Source organism: Clostridia bacterium (assembly GCA_012840125.1).
GTDB lineage: Bacteria > Bacillota > DULZ01 > DULZ01 > DULZ01 > DULZ01.
Map to the genome: position 1 here is coordinate 1 of DULZ01000012.1, position 2,913 is coordinate 2,913.

The 2,913-nt window shown below is 58.1% G+C and carries 3 protein-coding genes; all 3 read left to right on the forward strand.

What is annotated here, in order from left to right; genetic code table 11:
- The first annotated feature begins 31 nt into the window (after positions 1 to 31).
- On the forward strand, positions 32 to 1,051 hold the full coding sequence (dmpG, locus tag GXX34_01475) for a 4-hydroxy-2-oxovalerate aldolase (GenBank protein ID HHW06198.1): 1,020 nt from the start codon (positions 32 to 34) through the stop codon (positions 1,049 to 1,051).
- Positions 1,052 to 1,054: 3 nt separating this feature from the next.
- Positions 1,055 to 1,690, forward strand: coding sequence for a 4Fe-4S binding protein (locus GXX34_01480; protein ID HHW06199.1), 636 nt, complete (start codon positions 1,055 to 1,057; stop codon positions 1,688 to 1,690).
- Positions 1,674 to 2,913 (forward strand): hypothetical protein (locus GXX34_01485; protein ID HHW06200.1); only part of this gene is annotated, 1,240 nt, incomplete at its 3' end. The genes GXX34_01480 and GXX34_01485, both read left to right, overlap by 17 nt.

The following is a 2,913-nucleotide window of genomic DNA, read 5'->3' on the forward strand; positions in this document are numbered from 1 at the left end:
CCCCAAAGATCTTAGCAGGGGAGGTAGTAGCATGAGCGACAAACCCTTCATTCACGTAGTGGATACCACTTTGCGCGATGGCAGCCATGCCGTCAGTCACGAGTTCACGGCGGAACAGATTGCCGCCGTTGCCCGGGGGCTGGATGAAGCCGGAGTGGAATATATCGAGGTTTCCCACGGGGACGGCCTGGCGGGTTCGTCTTACAACTACGGCTGGGCCAAATTGACTGACGAAGAAATGCTTCAAGCCGCCGCCGGGGCCATCAAAAAGGCGAAATTGACGGTCCTGCTCCTGCCCGGCATCGGTACCGTGGAGGACCTGAAAATGGCGGCCGACTGCGGCGCCAAAGTGGTGCGGGTGGCTACCCATGTGACGGAAGCCGATATCGGGGAACAGCATATCGGTATTGCCAAGCAGATGGGCATGACGGCGGTCGGTTTCTTGATGATGTGCCACATGGTGCCGCCGGAAAAGGTGGTGGAGCAAGCCAAGCTCTTTGAATCCTACGGGGCCGACTACATCAATATCGCCGATTCCGCCGGTGCCATGCTGCCGGAAGATGTCAAAGCCCGGGTGGGAGCCGTGGTGGAAGCCGTGCAGGTCCCGGTGGGTTTCCATGCCCATAACAATCTTTCCCTGGCCATTGCTAACGCCGTGGCGGCGGTAGAGGCCGGTGCCACGTTCCTGGATGCTACCTGCCGGGGTTTGGGCGCCGGCGCCGGCAACGCCCAGACCGAAGTATTAATCGGCGTGCTGGACAAGCTTGGTTACCGGACGGGGGTGGATTTCTACAAAATCATGGATGTGGCGGAAGACATCGTGGAGCCGGTCATGCACCGGCCCCAGGTAGTGCGCAACGCGCCCCTGATGCTGGGTTATGCCGGCGTCTACTCCAGCTTCTTGCTGCACACCTACCGGGCCGCCGAGAAGTTCAACCTCGATCCGCGGGATATCTTGGTGGAATTGGGAAGGAGGAGGATGGTAGGAGGACAGGAAGACATGATCATCGATGTCGCTTATCAGTTAGCCCAAAAGAAAGGAGGGGCTTAAGCCGTGAAAGTAGTCAATTTGCTGGCCACTATCGATGCGGAAAAGTGCCGCGGTTGCAAGACCTGCGAGAAGGTCTGCCCGGTATTGGCCATCAAAGTAGAGAACAGAAAAGCCATTGTTGATGCCGACCGCTGCCGGGGTTGTGCGGCTTGCGAACAGCGCTGCCCGGATTATGCGGTGATCATGGTGAAACGAGAACAGCCCATCCTGGTGCAAGTTGATGTGGCGGCTGTGGACTACAGCCAAATTGAAGAACTTTGCCGCCGGGCCAAATTGAACCCCGAGCAGATTATCTGCTACTGCACCGCCACCCGGGCGGAAGAAGTGGCCGCCGCCGTTTTACAAGGGGCGAAGTCCCCGGAAGAGATTTCCTTCCTCACGGGGGCCAGGACCGGTTGCAAGGTGGAATGCATCCAACCCATCCTGCGGCTGCTGGAAGCAGCAGGCATTAAACCGGAACCCCCAAAAGACGGGTGGCAGTGGTACGGCCGGACCGTGACGGTATGGGAGATTCCGGAGGAAGTCAAGCGCAAGTATGCCAGCCGCGGCTTCTACTTTGACGAGGACATTCAACTGTTAGACCGGGTAGTGGCCGCACCGGTACAGGGAAGGAGGGAACCCGATGCGTCCTCCCATTAAACCTATTCCGCCGCGAGCTTCCCAATATGGGATTGATCCGGCGCTGGTAAAAACCCGGGTCTGCGAACTGCCGGGCATGACCTCCGTATTGCTCAAAGAACTTTTCCCCGACCTGCCGGAGGTGATTTATCCCGGTGAAGGTGGGGTAGCCGCCGTCCGCCAAGCGACGGAGGAAGCCTTGCAAAAGATTGACATGAGCAAGATCAAGCCGGAGCACTCCGTGAACATCCTGGCTTCCCATCACGGCTTTACCCTCTTGGGCGGCGAACCCTACGCGGAAATGCTCAAGACCATCAAAGATGTCATCGAGGCCAGGACGGGGTGCAAAGACATCCGCTTGCGGGCCGGGGTGGGCCTGCGCTTCCGGGAGACGGAAGAGTATATCAAGCGCTACGGCCTGGACAAGCACTTTAACGGTAAAGCCATCGGCGTGGCCCCCATCGACCAGGGCATACCTATTGAAACGGAAGTGGGCACTTTATACGGCATTAAGAGAATCTATGATGCCGACTGGATTGTCCATGCCCACAACAGCGACGTGCGGGAAGTTCACTTCCACCGGCAGGTCGACCGGGCCGTGAAGCCCTTCGGCATGTCCTACGCCCGCATCGAAACCCGGTCCACCTACCACCAGAATCTGGGGCCGCGGGCGGCCAACTTTACGGCCAGGGCCATCTTTGATTCGCCCTTCGTCCAGAAGAAATTCGCCTTTGCCTCTTTCTTGACGATGGCTCCCAACGGCATCATCGGGGTGGATGCCGACACGGACTTGTATGCTTTGAACGACCGGGTCACTGAACTGGGATGCCGTTATTACGGCAAAATGATGTCCCTCTTTGGGGAAATTGACGAGTGCATCGCTGCTTTGGATTTCCCCTGTCCGGTAGTGTATGTCTTTTCTGCCGGAGTGATCTACGCCAACTTTGCCGGTGCCAATACCGACCTCTACGACCTGGAGCTGCCCTTGCCGGCTTATACCTGGTACACGGAGGCTTTTTACGGCAAGGGGGGCAAACCCCTTTTGCCGGACATACCGGCCATGAACCCGGCCATTAAGATGTGCGTGCATAACTACGCCTGGACCGGTTATCCCAGTGCCTTCTTCAGCGAGCACATTCCCACGGTGGTGGTGGGACAGGAACAGGCCGATCTCTTTAACCGGGATCCCCAGAACCTGACCTACATGAAACATGCCCTGGTAGCCGAAACCACCGAAGCCGCCA